The sequence below is a fragment of the Posidoniimonas polymericola genome, assembly GCF_007859935.1.
Lineage (GTDB): Bacteria > Planctomycetota > Planctomycetia > Pirellulales > Lacipirellulaceae > Posidoniimonas > Posidoniimonas polymericola.
In genome coordinates, this window is the sequence record NZ_SJPO01000016.1 from 34,186 (window position 1) to 50,172 (window position 15,987).

14 protein-coding genes are annotated in these 15,987 nt (G+C 67.5%); 4 read left to right on the plus strand and 10 right to left on the minus strand.

Going from position 1 to position 15,987, the window contains the following annotated elements; translation table 11 throughout:
* Position 1: 1 nt before the first annotated feature.
* A complete protein-coding gene (locus tag Pla123a_RS23220; RefSeq protein ID WP_146591527.1) occupies positions 2 to 454 on the plus strand; it encodes a hypothetical protein in 453 nt (150 codons plus the stop codon).
* On the opposite strand, the gene Pla123a_RS23225 is transcribed toward Pla123a_RS23220, so the two are convergent.
* The 5 genes from Pla123a_RS23225 to Pla123a_RS23245 all read right to left on the minus strand — a co-directional run bounded on the left by Pla123a_RS23225 (position 451) and on the right by Pla123a_RS23245 (position 7,124).
* Positions 451 to 2,094 carry a hypothetical protein gene (locus Pla123a_RS23225; protein WP_146591529.1) on the minus strand — a complete coding sequence of 548 codons (1,644 nt, stop codon included), beginning with the start codon at positions 2,092 to 2,094 and terminating at the stop codon, positions 451 to 453. The two genes, Pla123a_RS23220 and Pla123a_RS23225, sit on opposite strands and share 4 nt — an antisense overlap.
* A complete protein-coding gene (locus Pla123a_RS23230) occupies positions 2,091 to 3,035 on the minus strand; it encodes an ABC transporter ATP-binding protein (protein WP_231956608.1) in 945 nt (314 codons plus the stop codon). The genes Pla123a_RS23225 and Pla123a_RS23230 overlap by 4 nt, the downstream gene beginning before the upstream one ends.
* Positions 3,032 to 5,350, minus strand: coding sequence for a hypothetical protein (locus Pla123a_RS23235; protein ID WP_146591531.1), 2,319 nt, complete (start codon positions 5,348 to 5,350; stop codon positions 3,032 to 3,034). Before Pla123a_RS23235 ends, Pla123a_RS23230 begins: the two co-directional genes overlap by 4 nt.
* Positions 5,351 to 5,382: 32 nt before the next feature.
* The gene (locus tag Pla123a_RS23240; RefSeq protein WP_146591533.1) at positions 5,383 to 5,640 is read right to left on the minus strand and encodes a hypothetical protein; all 258 of its coding nucleotides are present in this window, start codon (positions 5,638 to 5,640) and stop codon (positions 5,383 to 5,385) included.
* Between the two features lie 149 nt (positions 5,641 to 5,789).
* Complete coding sequence (locus Pla123a_RS23245) at positions 5,790 to 7,124, minus strand: DUF1598 domain-containing protein (RefSeq protein WP_197528227.1); 1,335 nt, start codon at positions 7,122 to 7,124, stop codon at positions 5,790 to 5,792.
* Between the two features lie 411 nt (positions 7,125 to 7,535).
* On the opposite strand from Pla123a_RS23245, the gene Pla123a_RS23250 reads away from it, so the two are divergent.
* Positions 7,536 to 9,584, plus strand: coding sequence for a sigma 54-interacting transcriptional regulator (locus tag Pla123a_RS23250; RefSeq protein WP_231956609.1), 2,049 nt, complete (start codon positions 7,536 to 7,538; stop codon positions 9,582 to 9,584).
* Between the two features lie 168 nt (positions 9,585 to 9,752).
* A complete protein-coding gene (locus tag Pla123a_RS23255; protein WP_146591537.1) occupies positions 9,753 to 10,289 on the plus strand; it encodes a chemotaxis protein CheX in 537 nt (178 codons plus the stop codon).
* 89 nt (positions 10,290 to 10,378) lie between these two features.
* On the opposite strand, the gene ndk is transcribed toward Pla123a_RS23255, so the two are convergent.
* The 4 genes from ndk to Pla123a_RS23275 all read right to left on the minus strand — a co-directional run bounded on the left by ndk (position 10,379) and on the right by Pla123a_RS23275 (position 13,224).
* Positions 10,379 to 10,837 carry a nucleoside-diphosphate kinase gene (gene ndk, locus Pla123a_RS23260; protein WP_146591539.1) on the minus strand — a complete coding sequence of 153 codons (459 nt, stop codon included), beginning with the start codon at positions 10,835 to 10,837 and terminating at the stop codon, positions 10,379 to 10,381.
* Between the two features lie 128 nt (positions 10,838 to 10,965).
* Complete coding sequence (locus tag Pla123a_RS23265; protein ID WP_146591541.1) at positions 10,966 to 11,355, minus strand: DUF4345 family protein; 390 nt, start codon at positions 11,353 to 11,355, stop codon at positions 10,966 to 10,968.
* A gap of 100 nt (positions 11,356 to 11,455) precedes the next feature.
* Positions 11,456 to 12,907 carry an alpha-L-fucosidase gene (locus Pla123a_RS23270; protein ID WP_146591543.1) on the minus strand — a complete coding sequence of 484 codons (1,452 nt, stop codon included), beginning with the start codon at positions 12,905 to 12,907 and terminating at the stop codon, positions 11,456 to 11,458.
* An 83-nt stretch (positions 12,908 to 12,990) separates the two neighbouring features.
* Entirely contained in the window at positions 12,991 to 13,224 is a 234-nt protein-coding gene (locus Pla123a_RS23275) for a hypothetical protein (protein WP_146591545.1), read from the minus strand.
* A 581-nt stretch (positions 13,225 to 13,805) separates the two neighbouring features.
* Here Pla123a_RS23275 and Pla123a_RS23280 point away from each other — a divergent pair.
* The gene (locus Pla123a_RS23280) at positions 13,806 to 14,666 is read left to right on the plus strand and encodes a deoxyribonuclease IV (protein WP_146591546.1); all 861 of its coding nucleotides are present in this window, start codon (positions 13,806 to 13,808) and stop codon (positions 14,664 to 14,666) included.
* A 12-nt stretch (positions 14,667 to 14,678) separates the two neighbouring features.
* Here Pla123a_RS23280 and Pla123a_RS23285 read toward each other — a convergent pair whose 3' ends face one another.
* Positions 14,679 to 15,956, minus strand: coding sequence for a metal ABC transporter permease (locus Pla123a_RS23285; RefSeq protein ID WP_146591548.1), 1,278 nt, complete (start codon positions 15,954 to 15,956; stop codon positions 14,679 to 14,681).
* Between the last annotated feature and the right edge of the window lie 31 nt (positions 15,957 to 15,987).

Consider the following 15,987-nt stretch of genomic DNA (forward strand, 5'->3'; position numbering starts at 1 on the left):
AATGCCCCTGCCGCTCCACAAATCGCTCGCGGCCGCCGCCGTGGCCATGCTCGTTGTGGCCGGCTGCGCGGAGGAGCCGGCCCCGCTACCAACGCTGCCTACGCCGGTCCGCGAGCCAAGCACCCGGCTGCCCGAGACCCCTGACGACGCTGAGGCAACGCCGCACCGGGTGGCGCAGTGGACCCCTCCTTACCCGCAGCGTGAAGAACTTTTTGCTCCACCGCAGCGGAGCCGCTCTACCGCACGTCGGAGCGGCGGCGGCGACGATGACGAGTCGGTTCAGCTGATTGGCTTCGTGACTGTCGACGAGATCAAGGCCGTGTTGTCAATCGACGGGGTGATCGCCTCCGTAGCGGCGGGGACTCAGAAGTACGGCATCGAGGTGATCGCGATCACGCCGCCCGAGGTGGTGCTGCAACGCGGACGCAACCGCTGGACGGCTTCGCTAGACTAGGGCGCCTCAACCGCGGGGCGTTCGGAGTCGCCCCAGGGGTTGGTGGGCCCCGGGGCCGGGATCTTCGCCAGCTCGTCTTCGATGATCCGCTGGGGCGTCGTCAGCCGTGATTGCCGGACCTCCGCGGCCGCCAGGAACAGGTTGATCAGCAGCGAGCAGGCCGCGACGCCAAACACAATCAGACCGGTGGTCAGCAGTTCGACCTCAGAAACGTTGCCCCGCGCGGTCTGCTCCAGCATGGCGACCGGGCTGACGACATCCCAGTAGCTGAAGCCGGCCCGGCGCACGCTGTTAAACGACGCGTCGATGGCGTAGGGCAGGGCGTTGCCGGCCAGCAGCAACAACAGGTGCACCAGGAAGCCGCCGATCAGGCTCAACGCGGCAATCTTGCGGAGCAGCATGATCACGATCCGCCCAAATCCGAGGTACGAAACTACGTAGGCCACGGCCGCCAAGTACGTCACGAGCAGCGACAGCCCGCCCGGACCACTCGACCTGCCAGACTCCTGCACGAACCAGGCCAGCAGCAGCAGGTAGCACAGGTTGGCCAGCACAAAAAAGAACCCGGTTCCCGGGCCGGGCGAGAGCAGCGTGAACGCGGCGCGGCCGATCGCCGTCTTGGGGAGCGTGCGGCGGACGCGGGGCGAGAGGACCGGCTCTTCGCTGGTCAGGAACATCCCCATGGCAGTCCAGTAGAATACACCAACCATGAACATCGCGACCGCGATCTCAGGGTCCCTGGAGACCAGCCACACGGCCGCCATCCACCCGATAAACGCGGCCTGTTGCACCAGCATGGCCGCCCGGAGCGGGGTCGAACGGTTGGCGCTGGTGAATGTGTTGCAGGCCACCGCCAACGCGTAGGCGAGCAGGAACGTGGTGGCGACCGCGGTAGCGATGGCCCCCATCGCGATCCAAAAGCTGGTCTGCTGGTAGGAGCGGTAGCCGTTCTCGACGAGCTCCTCGATCAATTCGAACGAGTTGTAGAACAGCAGCAAGAGCGCGGTGATAAACACAACGTTCATCATGATCTGCAGGTACCGCACCCGCGCCAGCGACGCCAGGAGCAGCCCCACCAGCGACAGCCCGAGCGACGCGACCACCCCCATCCCGGGCAGCAGCACCAGCGTCAGCGCGTCGACGCCCCGCAGCAGGTACGCGAAGGCGAGGCACGGCGCCATCGCCGACAGGTACATCGCCACCTGCAGCGCCGAGCTGCCGAGCTTGCCGTTGATCACTTGGTACGGCGACAGCGCAGAGACCGTCAGCACGTCGCGGGTGTTCTCTTCCTGCTCGCTCGCCAGCGAGCGGAACGCCGAGAACGGCGCCACGACCAGCAGCGGGAACGACAAGATCCACGCGTACCACTGGAAGAGCTGGCCGCCGAACGCGCCGTAGTAGGCCGCCGGGCCGATCATCGCCAGGCCACCGATCGTCACGATCCAGCACCCGCCCAGCAGCAGCAGGTACCAGATGACAAACTGCTGGCTCTTGAGGGCCTGGCGGGTCTCCTTGACCAGGATCGGGTTGATGTAGTCGCTCACCAACTCCAGCCGCTGATCGATCCAAGCGAAGGCCCGCCCGATGCGGGAGGTAGCGGACGCGGCGGGGTCCGGTGGTTCGGATGGGTTGTCGGTCATTGCACACGGCCCTCGGTGACATGGAGGAACAGGTCCTCGAGGGAGGTCTCCTGAGAGCGGAACTCCGCCACCCGCACGCCCTGGCCAATCAGGGACTCCAGCAGGTCGGCCCGCGCGACGTCGTCGCCGGCGTGACGCACCGTCAGCCGCTGTTCGACCCGTTCGACGCGCTCGACGTCGGCCCGGGCGGCGAGCCAGTCGTGCGCCGACGCCGGGTCGGTGAGCACCCTGATCGTGATCACCGAATGCGGCTGGGCCTGCCGGCTGATCTCGTCTACCGACCCGACCGCCAGCAGCTGCCCCTGCTCGAGGATGCCGACCTTGTGGCAGATCGCCGCCAGCTCGGTGAGGATGTGCGAGCTGATCAGCACCGCCTTGCCGAGGTCGGCCAGCTGCGAGATCATCTCGCGCAGCTCGATCCGCGCCCGCGGGTCGAGCCCGGCCGCCGGCTCGTCGAGCACCATCACCGCGGGGTCGTGGATCATGGTCCGCCCGAGCGCCAGCCGCTGTTTCATCCCCTTGGACAGGCCGTCCATCGGCTTGGTGGCGAGCTTGTCAAGACCCGTGAAGCCCATCGCGTGCGACAACGCGCGGCGGCGCTCGTCGCCCCGCAGGCCGTAGCTGCGGGCGAAGAAGTCAAGGTACTCACGCACGTTAACGTCGCGGTAGGCGCCGTAGTAGTCGGGCATGAAGCCGAGCCGCCGCCGGACGCGGTCCGGGTCCTCGGTGACCGACAGCCCGTCGACAAACGCGTCGCCGGCGGTTGGCTCGTCGAGGGTCGCCAGGATCCGCATGCTGGTGGTCTTGCCGGCCCCGTTCGGGCCGATGTACCCGAACACCTCGCCCGGCATCACCTGGAACGAGACCCCGCGCACCGCGTGCGTGTCGCCAAACACCCGGTGCAGGCCGCGGAGTTCGATCAGGGGGCGGTCGGACTTCACGGGCGGGTCGCCTCCCACACGCCGACAGTGACGTGGAAGCTGCCCAGCTCGCGGGCGTCGGCGTGGCCGATGGGCGCGCAGGTCGATTTGCTCGACAGCGCCAGGTAGCTACCGGGCTTGAGCGCCGCGGTGAGGCCGTCGTTGCGCCCCTCGATATCGCTGAGGAGCATGGCCAGCCTTCCTTCGAGGAAAGAGTCGGGAGTGGAGTTCGAACGCCGGTCGCGTGCCCGGACCGGGCCGAGCAGCGTGTTCTGACGGCCAGAGTCGTCGGCCCCGATGCCGACCGGGAAGCTGGGCGCGGTCTCGAAGAACGCGTTCCGCACCAGCTCGACCACGTCGCGGCGGGTGGTCGGTTCGAGCTCGACCTCGGCCCCAGAGTCCAAGCCGCTAGAGACCCACCAGCGGGCTTCACGGTCGAGCACCAGCAGCTGGTCGAGCTCGACCCCCAGGCGATTCACCGCCCGGACGCCGTCGCCGGTCGCGTCGACTTCGAGCCGAGCGGTGGCGGGCCCGCCGTCCAGGACAAGCAGCTGCGACGTGTCGCGGGAAGCGAGCCAGCCGCGGCTAAGCTGCTGCGTGTTGTCGCTGAGAAGCACCTCACGCATGTAGGGGTTCGACGGGTCGCGGCTGGCCATGTCCCAGGGGGGCAGCGTCGGGTAGACGGCCGCCGAGCGGGGGAACGTCAGCCCCTCGGCCGGCGCCAGCCCGGCGTAGTAGCTCTGCCGCGACCAGCTGCACGCCTGTTGGCTGTGCTGGTCGATAAAGGTCAGGCTGCGCGACCGCACACGGAGGCCGATCCCGTCCGAGAGGGTCGCGTAGGCGAACAGGCCGAGCGTGAACGCCGCGGCGGCCAGCGGCGCGGTCAGCGCCATCAACTGGGTGCGGTGGTACGCGCGGAGGAAGAAGAAGCTCGCCGGACCAACCAGCAGCACAAACAGCGTGATCATCCAGCGGAAGGCGTCGACCGGCGCGGCCCCCACGCCCGGCACCAACCAGTTGGCGAACTCCGCCGCGCCGCGGTTCGGGACCATGCCGTGCCGCTCGCGCCAGTCCATCTGGGCGAGGCGCCGCGAGACCGACCGCATCAGCCAACGCGGGCTGGCGGCGAGCGGGTCTCCCTGCCTGCCGGTGGTTGGCGACTGCTGCGGGAGGTCGTCGATCCGCCCCGGGAACGCGGTCGCGACGCCGAAGCCGATCGGGCACTCCAGGAACCAGGCGTCGGTCTCGACCCGACGGCGGCGCCCGCGGGGCTCGGACGGCGCCTCGGCTTCGGACGCTTCTTGGTCAACCGCGTTCACAGGCAGGAGGAGCCGGCCCCAGCGCCAAGCCGGGTGCTCTGAGAAAGGCGGCGGGGCTTCGTCGGCAAGTTCATCCTGCTCGTCCTGCCCGTCCGCCCCCGGCCGTGGTGCAATCTCTTCTTTCGTTGCTGTTTGGTCCCGCACTTCGTCTTGCTGCACCCGGGCGAGCTGCTTGTCGAACGGCTGCGCGGACTGGGCGAGCATCTGGTCGATCCGATCGAGGCGCTCGAAGTCATCGCCCGCGTCCTCCACCAGCAGGCGGCCGCCCAGGCAGAGCCAACGCTGCAGCGCCGCGAGTCCTGCGGGGTCCTGCTCGGCTGCGTCCGCCAGCTTCTCGGCCGAGACAACAACCGCGTGGTACGACTCGAGGAGCCGCCAGTCGCTCGGCAGCGGCTCGGAATCAAGGACCGCTACAAGCTCTGGGCCCAGGCCGCCGAAGTACGGTTCGGATCCGCGTTCGCGCGTGACACCGCGATAGAAATTGATCGGCCGCTGGTCACGCAGCCCCTGGGGCGCAAAGAGCTCGATCCGTGGGCCGCCCCCCAGGTTGCTCTGCGGCCGAACCCCGGAGAGCGCGGGGTCCCTCACGCCGTCGACCCACAGCTCCCAGCGGATGATGCCCCAGTCGTGCAGCTTGGGAACGGTGAGCGCGAGCTCGACGCGTTTGGCGCCCGCCGGCAGTTCGGCGTCCTGCTCGACCGCGGTGTCGTAGCGATCGGAGTCCTGTCCCAGCACGCCACGGTCGCCGTAGAAGCGGACCGTGATCTGCCGGTCGGCGTTGGCCGGCTTCGCCGCCTCGACACGCAGGTTGAGCCGCTGGTAGCCGAACTGCTCTAACGGCTCGTAGGTAAGCGTCGCCCGCAGGCCGTTGATGCTGGTCACGCCGGCGACCGGGGTTATGAACGTGACCTCCTGCGCCGCGGCGCCGCTGGCCGACAACGCCAGCACGGCCGCCGTCACTGCCGCGACCGAGAGGGTCGTGCGGCAGCGCGGCGTTGCTGGCAGGGGGTGGGGCATGGGCGAGGCTTCGTTGGTGGTTGGACGCGGGGCTAATCAGACGCGGGGTGGGGGGCGTCGGTCGGGTTTGTGCGTGGTTCGGTGGCTCGCGCTGCCAGCAGCGCCGACGTCCCCCTGATCACCAGCGTCCACGCCGCGCACGGCAGCAGCGCGGCCGGCAGGGCCACGGCGCCGATTACCACGCCCAGGGCCCAGTCCTCGCCCCGGGCGGCCTGCGCCAGCACCAGCGAAAACCCGGCGCCCAGCGTCAGTCCGATCAATGCCGTGCGGATGGAAAAGCGGAAGTTCATCGCATGATTCTCGCAAATGCTGTTGCGAGGGCAACCTTTGTCCGGCGAGAAAAGAGAAAGGCCGGCCGACGCTAGATTCGCGTCGGCCGGCCTTTGTTATTGACGTCAGACTTGCCCGCCGGCTGTCGATCAGCCGCGGGTGGCCTGGGTTACTGCCACCACCACGCGGCGCCCGCCTTGGCGATTGCCTGCTCGCGGGCCGGGGCCAGCTCGGTGGTTTCTTGGAGGTTCTCGGCCACGTGCCACGGGGTCAGCTGCACGCCGCCCGACGCGGTGACGATCCGTTTTCCACGCTTGTTGAGGAAGCTCGCCTGCGAGGCAACCTCGCGGGGTGCGGGGAATTCTTCTAGCTCGTAGCCGGTCATCATCTCCGGCAGCTCAAGGCCGACATGCTCGATCAGGCCTTCCTTGTGGAGCAGCGCCGCGACGACCGACAGGTCCATCACGTTGCGGAGCTGGCCGAAGGCAGAGTCCTCATTCGCCAGGTCCTCAAACCGCTCGGTCAGCAGGTCGGCCCACTTCTGGGCGTTGGGGCTCGCCTTGCCGCTGTGGGTGCGGCGGCCCTGGGCGTCGACAAAGTCGGTTTCGGTCATGCACTTCACGCCCTGACCGCGGAGCTGCCACGCCAGGCCCTGCGGGTCCTGCAGCAGCGGCTCGTAGTTGGCGGCCAGCCACCACCGCGGAAAGGCGTCGGTGTTCTTGCCGGCGAGGTGCAGGTAGCTCGGCATGCCGTCGATCGGCGCCGGCTCGAAGTTCATCGCCAGCCGCTTCATGCGGAAGTCGGCCGCCACAATCGCGCGGGCAAAATGGCTCGTGGCCGGCACGCCGGTGACCGTGATCACCTGCGGGCCGAGGGCTTCCTCCATCCGCCGGCCAGCGGCCGCGGACGTGGTTGCCGACGTGAAACGCGACGCGACCTGCTGGGCCCGACGCAGGCCTTCTTCGGTGGGGTCGATTGAGCAGCTGATCACCGGGCCGCCGCTCACCTTGTTGGACCGCAGCGCGACCATCAGGTCCTCGAGCATCAGCACCGGGCGGTTCGACGTGGCGCCGACCACATTGCCGAGCCGGTCGACCTTCCAGCCCTCGGCCGGGCCCGCCAGGACGACGTCGCCCTGCTCGGGGTAAACAAACACGTACTCGACCCGCAGCAGGCCGGCCATGCAGGCGACCCCCTCGGGAAGCTGCTCGCCCGCGGCGCGGCTCTTAGCGACCTGCTCTTCGAGCCGCCGCAGCGACACGTATCGCATGTCGGTGTACTGCTGCAGATCGGCCGGCGCGGGCTTCAGGCCCTTCTGCCAGGCCTGCATCATCTGTTCGTTCTGGCCTACCTCGGGCGCGGTGAGCACGCCGTGGGCGTCAATGCTCACGCCACCAACGGCGCCGCCCCGGAAGAACTGCGCCTGGCTGGGGTTGCAGCACAGGGCCATCACCGCGATTGCGGCGTAGGTCGAGACACTCTGGGCGTTTAGACACCGACGCATCGGACGCATCCTCCGAATAAAATAGAGACCCCGCCAGAGCAGCCTCTTCGCATTGTGGCGGGCGATTTGTTCCGCAAGACTCCAGAATAGTTGCTAAGTCTAGAGCTATCAAACGCTTTCGTTTAGAAGACCGCAATTAAGTCGGCCTCCTTGCCGGTTGAATCCGGGCGCCCCAAGCCGTTTCCGGGAATAACGGCTCTCGCCTGCTGGGACCGCGGGTTGCCGATCAGACTCGACGCTCCGTAAGTCTCTGGCAATTCACTATTTCCGACCGATCTCGCTTGAATTTCCAAGGGGCTGACCGTACCTTGAGAGAGTGCGAAGTGTTGCGTTTTGCTACACAAGGCCTCCTTTGCTGGCCGGGCCACTGGGTCCACCCGACGGGGCGGGCCTGCTCACCTCAGAATGTCCATGAGCCTGACGGCGTACCTCGTAATCCGCGAAGGGTCCAAGTGGACCGACGTCTTCCGCCTGGTAGAGGGCGAGAGCGTTACGGTTGGTCGTGCCCCAACCAACGTCATCTGCATCAAGGACGAGCGTTGCAGCCGCGTGCACAGCGAGGTCTTCCTCTCGCAGGGCAATTGGACACTCCGCGACCTCGACAGCCGCAACGGCACCTTTGTCAACGGCGACCGGGTCAGCGAGGACCGCGTGCTCACGCCGGGCGACATCGTGCGGATCGGCAGCTCGCACCTGGCGTTCGTCGACAACTTGTCGCAGGCGTTCCCCGATTCGGGCAGCGTGCTGCGGACCGCCCGCTCGGTCGAGAACGACTCGCCGCAGCACACGCTCGAGTACGACGACGACGAGAGCGTGCTGCTGGACAGCGTCGAACCGACGCAGATCACCCACCGCCGCGAGCAGAGCCGGTACCTCGAGCCCTCGGTCAGCGACGCCGACGCGCCGATCCCGAAGGTGGGCCGCGCGGCGGCCTCGCTCTGCCGCATCGCGTTCACGCTCGCCAAGGCGACCGACGTCGCCTCGCTAGCCAACACCGCGCTGGACGGCCTGTTCGATAGCGTTGGCGTTGACGCCGGGGCCGTGCTGCTCCGCGGCGGGGCCGCCTCCGGGACCGAGATGAACGACAAGCTGGAGGTCGTCGCCTCGCGCACCGAGACCAGCCACCGCTACCAGCGGGTCTCGTCGTTCTTGAGCGGCACCGTGCTCCGCGAGGGGCAGGGGGTGCTGGCCCGCAACGTGATGGACGACAGCCAGCTCGGCGCCCGCGACTCCAGCGGCGACATCCTCGCCACCGGCGTGCTGTGCGCGCCAATCCGCTGGCAGGGCGAGGTGCTGGGGCTCGTCCACCTGTACACAACCGACTCCGCGAAGCCGATCGACCCGGACGACCTCGAGTTCTCGCTCGCGGTCGCGGACACCATCGCGGTGGCGCTGCAGAACCTCAATCAGCGGGCGGCCCTGACTCAGGACCTCAGCCAGGTCAAGGACGAGAACGTCCAGCTCCGCGAGCAGCTCGGCGTGCAGAGCGAGATCATCGGCTCTAGCGAGGCGATCCAGAAGGTCAACCAGGAGGTCGCCCGTGCGGCGCCCAGCCGCGCCACGGTGCTGATCCGCGGCGAGTCGGGCGTCGGCAAGGAACTGGTGGCGCGGGCGGTGCACTTCTCCAGCCCCCGCCGCAAGGGCCCGTTCGTCTGCCTGAACTGCGCCGCCCTCTCCGAGACGCTGCTCGAGAGCGAGCTGTTCGGCCACGAGAAGGGCGCGTTCACCGGCGCCACCGACAGGAAGAAGGGCAAGTTCGAGGCCGCCCACACCGGCACGCTGATACTCGACGAGATCGGCGAGATGAGCCCCACCATCCAGGCCAAGTTCCTCCGCGTGCTGGAGGGCCACCCGTTCGAGCGCGTCGGCGGCAGCGAGGCCATCAAGGTCGACGTCCGCGTGATCGCGGCCACCAACCGCGACCTAGAGCGGGAGGTCGCCGAGGGCAACTTCCGCCGCGACCTCTACTTCCGGCTGCACGTGCTGGAGATCATCGTGCCCGGCCTCCGCAAGCGGCCCGAGGACATCCCGCTCCTGGCCGAGCACTTCCTCCGCTGGTTCAACACCGACACCGGGCGGCGGATCCAGGGCTTCACGCCCAAGGCGATGGAGGAGATGCTCCGCTACCGCTGGCCCGGCAACGTGCGGGAGATGAAGAACGTCATCGAGCGGGCGGTGGTGCTGACTCGCGGCGAGTTTATCGACGCCTCGGACCTGGTCCTGTCGACCCTCAAAACGGCCGGCGACACGGAGGTCGGCGCCTCGTCGAACGACGGCCGACGCGGCTTCGAGCCCACCTCGCTGGCCGACATGGAGAAGGACCACATCCTCGCGACCCTGATCGCCACCGGCTGGAACAAGAGCAAGACCGCCGGCATCCTCGGCATCGAACGCTCGACCCTCGACCGCAAGATCAAGCGGTACGGGTTGGCCACCAACCGCGTCGCCGCCGAGTCGTAGTCCGGTTGTGACGGTTGCAACGCCAGGGCAGGAAGTCGGGCAGACGGCCGCGGCAGACTGGTGCAAATCTCGGCGTAGGCGAGGTTGTTGTCTGCTTTGCGACCCATACTTTCGCGTGCCGGTCGCCGCTAGTGACGACCGGGGTACGCCCCTGGATGGAACTCACGCATGTCTGCCGCTGTCGCCGAAAACGCTTCGCCCGCCACCTGTCACGTGGGCGCCAACACCGACCTGCTCGACTCCGTTGTCGGGGCCGTCACCAAGGGCCTGCAGATGTGCGGCGTCACCGCCCGCTGCGTGGGCGTGTCGTCGGTGCCGGCGCGAGAAACCGGCAACATCACCGGCATGATCGGCGTGCACGGGGCCGTGTCGGGCTTCGTGACCGTCAACCTGGCCGAGCGTTTCGCCATCAAGGCGGTTGAGGGCCTGCTCGGCGACACCTACACCGAACTCACCTCGCAGGTTGTCGACGGCGCCGGTGAGATCACCAACATTATCGTCGGCGGCGTCAAGTCGTCGCTCGCCCGCACCGACTGGGCGTTCAACCAGATCACGGTCCCGTCGGTGATCGTTGGCCAGGGCTACTCGATCGCGTATGCCCGGGGCCTCGAATTCTTAAACGTCACCTTCGAGCACGACGACCCCGAGGCCGTGCTGCTCGGCGACCGGTTGATGCAGGTGAGCGTCTCGCTGCTGCGTCAGTAAGACCGCCACCGACTCCGCAAACAGCACGAGGGCCGTCTTGCGACGGCCCTCGGCGTTTATTCGTCTTGTAGTCCGCGGAGCCTAGCAGACTACTCGTCGCCGGCCCGCAGCCACGGCGTGAGGTGCAGGTCGCCCTCGACGATCTCCTCCGGCTTGAAATAGAGCTTGATCTCACGGTCCGCGGCGTCCGGGCCGTCGGAGCCGTGCACCAGGTTCATCTGGCGGCTCGAGCTGAAGTCGCCACGGATCGTGCCGGGCGCCGCCTTCAGTCCGCTGGTCGCGCCCAGCATGTCGCGCACCACCTGAATTGCCTCGAGGCCCTCGAGCACCGCGGCCACGACCGGGCCGCCGGTGATGAAGTTCTCCAGGGTCGGGTACCACCCCTTCTCGACATGCTCGGCGTAGTGCTGCTTGGCCAGCTCGGGCGTGATCTTCAGCAGCTTCATCGCAACGAAGTTGAGGCCCTTCTCCTCGAAGCGAGAGATCAGCGTGCCCATCAGACGGCGTTGGACGGCGTCGGGCTTGAGAAGAATCAGCGTGCGTTCCATGGAAGTCGTCGGGGGGAGTGGGTTGGGGTGGGGGGATGGATTGCCTGTCGAAAAGGCAGATTCTAGGCCAAGGCCCCCAAGTCCTCAATCCGGCCCCGTCGCGTCTTCGAGGCTGCAGCACTCCGCCCTCAGGCTTCGCTCCGCCGCAGCAGCCACCAGACGCCGAGCGAGAGCAGGAAGATCACCCACTCGCCGATCGCCAGCCGGGTCGTGAACGGCGAGATATCTCGGTAGAACGCCACGCTCACCGCCCGGAACGCCACCAGCGAGCCGTGCACCGCGATGCACGCGAACAACGCGTAGCCGGTGGTCGCGGGCCGCACCACCGGCGCCAGCAGCAGCAACGCGAGGCCAAACTCGAGCCCGCCGTAGACCGTTAGGAACTCCGACTTCCCGGAGTCTCCCAGCCGCTCAAAGCCGACTTTCTGGGCGGCCTCGCCCGGCTTGAGCGAACAGTAGAACGCCAGAGCGGCGTACAGCACGCCAACCAGGGCGAGATAGATACGGGCGATAAGCATCGGGCGTGGGCTCCAAAGGTTGAGCGGGACGTGCGGATGATTCTAGCGACGCCAGCCCAAATGCCCAGAGAGCCCGAATGCCCACAGAGAATGGGCCCGCCTATTCGGCCAGCTTGAAGAGCCCCAACTCCGAGATCGCCGGGCAGGCGGCGGCCTGGGTGACCCTTACCCGCACGCGGTCGGCGGTAACCTCGGGGATGCGGATCAGCCGCTGGGCGCCGATGCTGGTCGCTTCGCCTACCGTGCGCCATTGGCCGTCCTCCCAGACGTCGAACTCGACGGCATCGATGCGTTGTCCTAGCGGCAGGCGCTCGCGGATCCGCACGAGGTCGAAGCTCGCCGGCCGAGGGAGCCGCAGCTCAAGCTCGGCCGTAGTGACCGCATCGTCGGTGCACCAGTAGGTGTCGCGTCGATCGTCAACGACATTGGCGGGCGCGAAGGCAGAATCGTCGCCGCGGGTGTTGGTCGCAGTAGCGGTTGCGTCGGCGGCCAAGTTGACCGCGAAAGTCTGCTTCAGCTGCGCGCCCCAGTCGGCCAGCGACTCGGCGTCCTGCTCGTGGATTTGCCCCCGCCGGTCTGGCGGCAGATTCAGCAGCAGGTTGGCCCCGCGCCCCACCGACTTGAAGTAGATTTCCATCAGCTCGTCGGGGGACTTTACCCGGCTGTCTTCGCTGGCGTGGTAGAACCAGCCCGGCCGGATCGAGACATCGACCTCCGCGGGTCGCCAGAACTGGCCGTCCCGCTCGCCCTGGTTAAGAATGGCCGTGTCCGCGTGCCCGGGCCACACGCCCTTGCCCGTAACCGTGTTCCAGCAGGTCGGCCCGGCGTGCCCCTTCTCGTTCCCCACCCAGCGGATGTCGGGGCCGGCGTCGCTAAACAGGCAGGCGGCGGGCTGCAGCTCGCGCACGATCTGATGGGTTGCAGGCCAGTCGTAGTAGGTGCGGTTGTCGATCGAGCGCCGCTCGCGGGCGCCGCCGTAGTAACCATCGCCCCCGTTGGCGCCGTCGAACCACACCTCGAACAGCGGCCCGTAGCCGGTCAGCAACTCGCGGAGCTGGTTGCGGTAGTAGGTGAGGTACTCGGGCCTGCCATAGTCCGGGTGGTTGCGGTCCCACGGCGAGAGGTACACGCCAAACTCGAGGCCGTGCCGCCGGCACGCGTCGGCCATCTCGCGGACGACATCGCCCTGGCCGTCACGCCAGTTGCTGTTCTTGACGCTGTGGTTGGTGTAGGCCGTGGGCCACAGGCAGAAGCCGTCATGGTGCTTGGCCGTGAGGATCAAACCACGCAGACCGCCTTGCTTCGCCACGGTGACGATCTGGTCCGGGTCGAAGTCGGAGGGATCAAACACGCCGGGCGACTCGTCGCCGTAGCCCCATTCTTTGTCCGTGAACGTGTTCACGGTGAAGTGCACGAACCCATACACCTCAAGCTCATGCCAGCGGAGCTGCCGCTCCGATGGCGTCGGGCCATACGGTTCGGGTGGCTCGGCCGAGAGGGCGAAAGCAGCAGTCGAAGCAACCAGCAGAGCGGCAACAGCAGGCAGGCGCATCGTCGGTCTCGGGTGGCTGAGGGGACGGGTGGCAAAATGCAGCACGCCCGATTGTAGCCGCCCAGGCCGTTCGCCGCACGCCGCTACAAGTGCCGCGTGGCGTCGCGGGCGAGCTCTTCGTCCTCTTCGTCGGGCTCCATCATCGCGCCGACTACGAACAGGCCGATGCCGGCGACGATCATCCCAACGCGGATCAGCGTTCCGGTTGCGGCGCCCCAGTTGTCGATCCAACCGAGCAGCACAAACTCGCGGTTGAGCATGTTCAGCACGAACGAGCCGGCGCCCATCAGCACCAGGAAGCCTGCGAGACCTTGCATGGTCGCGTCCCTTGAACGAGGAGAGGAGGAGCCTGCGGGGCCGCGTTCACTGGGCGGCGGCCTCCGGAGCATACGCCACGGCCCGACCGGCTCGGGGCACCTACCCTAAGTGTACTCTGCTGAGGGGCAATCCGCTTACACCAAAGTGCTCTTTCGGGCGGCCCCCGACCCGTCGGGCCCGAACCAAGCCGTGCGTGCTCATAGCGGCGGGGGAAGAAAGGAGGGCTATGGCCAAGGCACCGGTTTTGCAGCGGAAAAGAGCCACCCGCAGTGCTCAAATAGGGACACGCGGCTCTCCTTCCGGGGGACGGCTACGCAGCCGGCTAACGGGGCATGGCTCGCGACCTTACCCCGCAGAAGTTTTGTCCCCCCGCACGAGCAGAAAGGGACAAAAGTCGGGCTTCGAAATCGGCGGTTAGCGACGCAGACACTGCGAGAGAAGCGTAGACCGGCCCTTGGGGCCGGCGATAGCGCCCGACTTTTGTCCCTACGAACCGATGTCGGAATTGGGGACAAAAGTCGCCGCCCGGCGCCGAGCGGCCCGATACCGCATGCCTGGCCTGGCTGCTACGATGGCCGCCATGCCAAACCTAGGAGCTCACATGTCGATCGCCGGCGGCTACTACAAAGCCGTCGACGCCGCCGCGGCCGCAGGCTGCGACTGCGTGCAGGTCTTTACCAAGAACAACAACCAGTGGCGGGCCAAGCCGATCTCCGACGACGACGTCGACCGGTTCCGCGGCGCGCTCAAGAGCCAGAAGATCCGCCAGCCGATATCGCACGCCTCGTACTTGATCAACTTGGCCAGCCCCGATGACGAGCTCTGGAAGAAGTCGATCGACGCGATGGTGATCGAGCTGCAGCGGGCCGATCTGCTGGGCATCCCGTTTGTCGTGATGCACCCCGGGTCATTCACCACCAGCAGCGAGGAGGCCGGCCTCAAGCGGATCGCCAAGGCGCTCAACGAGATCCACAAGCAGACGCCGGGCGTCGGATCGCAGGTGCTGCTGGAGAACACCGCGGGGCAGGGCAGCAACCTGGGGCGCCGCTTCGAGCACCTGGCGACCATCATCGACAAGTGCCGCCACCCCGACCGGATGGGCGTGTGCATCGACACCTGCCACACGTTTGCCGCCGGCTACCCGCTCGACACCGAGGACGAGTGGAAGGCCACGGTCAAGGAGCTCAACCTGGTCGTCGGCCTGGCGTGCGTGCAGGCGATCCACCTGAACGACAGCAAGAAGCCGCTCGGCTCGCGGGTCGACCGGCACGAGCACATCGGCCGCGGCGAGATGGGCCTCAACCCGTTCCGCCACCTCATGAACGACCGCCGCTTTGCCCGCAAACCGATGTACCTAGAAACTCCCAAGGGCGAAGAAGAAGGCGAGGACCTCGACGTGATCAACTTGCGGACGCTGCGAGGGCTGATCGAGAAAAATTGATTGAGGGCTGCGTTACGGGATCTCCTTGCCGTGCGGGTCGGTCTCGACGCCGAGCTGCTTGGCGATCTGCTCCCGCATGCCCGCGTCGAGCACGTGCTCCATGACGTGGGCCGCGTCGTGCACGTGGTCGGTCTGGATGCCGACGCGGTCGACCAGGTACGACTCCCACAACCGGTGGGCGCGGACCAGCTCGGCGGCGGCGGACCTGCCCTCCGGAGTAAGCCGCACGCGGTCCGCGGTGATCTGAACCAGCGACTCGCGGCGCAGCTGCGAAACCGCGACCCGAGCCATCTGCCCGCCGTCCGCGGCGGACAGCACGTCGGCCAGACGGGAGAACGCGTCGGAGGCGGCCTCGTCCTGACGGTACAAGTACGCCAGCACGTCCTCGCGGCGGACCCGCAGCGCCAGCCGGGCGTTGTTGAGCAGCCGGGCGAGGAAGCCCTCGGTGGGGCTGAACACGGCCGCCAGCACGTAGACCAGCCCGGCGGCGACCGCGATCGCCCCGCCGGGCGAGACATTCCAGTAAACAGCCGCCTGGTAGCCAAGCACGGTCGCCGCGGACGATAGCACCACCGATACAAGCAGCATCGGGCCCAGGCGGTTGACCAGCAGCTGGGCCGCAGCCGCGGGCGCGATGAGCATCGCCACCACCAGGATCGAGCCGATCGCCTCGAACGAGGTGACAGTCGCCAACGAGACCAGCAGCATCAGCAGGTAGTGCATCCACCCCGGCGCTAGCCCAAGCGTGTCCGCCAGCGTGGCGTCGAAGGAGCTGATCTTCAATTCCTTCCAGAACAGCGAAAGGCACCCCAGCACGATCAGCAAGACCAAACCCGATGAGATCATCGCCCTGGGGACTTCGGCGCCCGCAAACTCGAACGTGTCGAGCGCGACCTGCAGCAGCGACCCCTCGTAAACGCAAGCGATATCGAAGTGGATCTCCGAGACAAACCGTTTCACCAGCAGCACGCCGACCGCGAACAGCGTCGTGTAGACCACGCCCAGGCTGGCGTCCGGCGCGAGCCGCCCGAACCGCTGCACGGTCTGCGTGAGGAACGTCGTGGCGACCCCGGCGGCCAGGGCGCCGACCAGCATGGCGCCCGGGCCGGTGCTGCCAGAAATCACGAAGGCGATCACCAAACCGGGGAGCACGGCGTGCGACAGCGCGTCGCCCATCAGGCTGACGCGCCGCAGCACCAGGTAGCAGCCGACCAGCGCGCACGACGCGTTGCAGGTCAGGGCGACCAGCATAGCGCGGTTGGCGACAGAATCGAGCAGGTCGGCGATCACGGATTCAGGGGGTAAGCGGGTAGGCAAACAT